We start from the raw sequence: 1683 nt of genomic DNA, 5'->3' as shown, positions 1-1683 counted from the left end.
TTGAACACTATAAAGTTACAACAATTTTCGCTAATCACCAAATTTACAAATAGTTATAATTCATCGAACTCACGTTAAATAGGATTTTAATAGAATGTGAAAATTCGATATTAAGGGTGGATGTCAATAACTTGTTGAATGAGATGGTAGCATATGTTGATACCCATAGATTAAACCGTGAAGAGGCCCCATTGTCCTACTCCGCATGACTGTAGTAAAAATGAACATTATGACTATTACAAAGACCATTTTGGATGTTCAACCTGCATCACCAAATTTGATAATGATACTGAATTATCTTACTGAGGGAACAAACCGTGAGAAGGTTGTCAACGGTCACCGATACCTTTACGATGCCAAAGTTTCGGGTAATCGAGTGCAAAGCCAAGATTGCTTATGCTTTTCCGAGGCGTGGCCGACAATCATCTATGATAACTCCGAGTTCTTCGGGGGTGTGACCAACATCGCCAAGTTCTCCCTCTATGTCAGCCCCTACCTTGTGGCAAGTCAGGGTGGCAAGTACACCAAGCACATCTACATCGGAAACCAGCGTATCGTCAGCAAATTAGGCGACCTTGCCAGCTATGGTGCCGACCCAAGGCGCATACCATACGCAGGAACTGAAGCGGATGGTGTCAGCGTAGACTATCAGACGAAGTATAACCGCCAGCAACAAGCCATCAAGGACAACTATGCCGACTTCGGTGTGCATTACAATGGTGAGGACAACAACGACTATGTAAACGGTGAAGGCTTCTGATGTAATGATGATTCACCGGAAGCTGCAAGGGCGAAGATGTTGAAAACACGAGCTGTTTCCAATAATTTCCACAATACCGAAGAATATGAGCGGATGCAGTTCTACTACCATCCCGATCACTTGGGCAGCTCCAGCTATATCACCAATCTTGACGGTGAGGTGGTACAGCACATTGAGTATGTTCCATTTGGAGAAGTGTTCATAGAAGAGCGCAACAATACGTGGAACACGCCTTATCTCTTCAATGCCAAGGAGTATGATGAGGAAACCGGTATGTACTACTATGGTGCGAGATACTATGAACCAAGGATTAGTCTTTGGATGAGCGTAGATCCGTTAGCAGAAAAATATCACGATTTATCGCCATACAATTATACCGCAAATAATCCAATCAGGTATATAGATCCAGATGGTAAATATATTCTGTTTATTAATGGTTTAAGACTTTGGCATGCAAGCATGGATCAGAAGAGCTTTTATGGTGGTTTTAAAATTCACCCTACAGATGTTTATCATTATTGGTCTACAGATAAGAATTCATTTGGTCGAAAAGTAGATTTGGTAGCCTTTTACAAAAAGGCTTATAAAGATGATAATGTGGGATTTACAAGTGGTTCTTCATATTGGAACTCAAGTGCACAAGATAGGGTGAATGAAGGTTATAAAAAGGCAGAGTTGTTCCATAAGATGGTTACGGAAGGAAAAATAAAACTTTCAAAAAATGAAACAATTAAAGTGATTTCTCATAGTCAAGGTGGAGCACATGCTGCTGGATTTGCAGAAAAGTTAATGTCCTATAAGGACAAAGAAGGAAACCCTCTATATCATATTGAAATCATGGAATATCATTAGTGTCCCGTTAAAATCGGGACAAATTAATATTAATCAAACAATCCCGGCAAAAGGGAAGAATTGAGTTCTTT

At 40.2% G+C, this 1683-nt stretch carries 1 pseudogene; it reads left to right on the top strand.

Annotated features, from left to right (window positions below):
- Positions 1–424: 424 nt before the first annotated feature.
- Positions 425–1177 (top strand): annotated as a pseudogene (locus tag H6B30_RS15925) (RHS repeat domain-containing protein); the annotation flags it as partial.
- Positions 1178–1683 lie beyond the last annotated feature (506 nt).

The sequence above is a fragment of the Marseilla massiliensis genome, assembly GCF_016899955.1.
In the GTDB taxonomy this organism is placed as follows: Bacteria; Bacteroidota; Bacteroidia; order Bacteroidales; family Bacteroidaceae; genus Prevotella; species Prevotella intestinigallinarum.
This window is presented reverse-complemented; position numbering and strand designations above follow the sequence as displayed.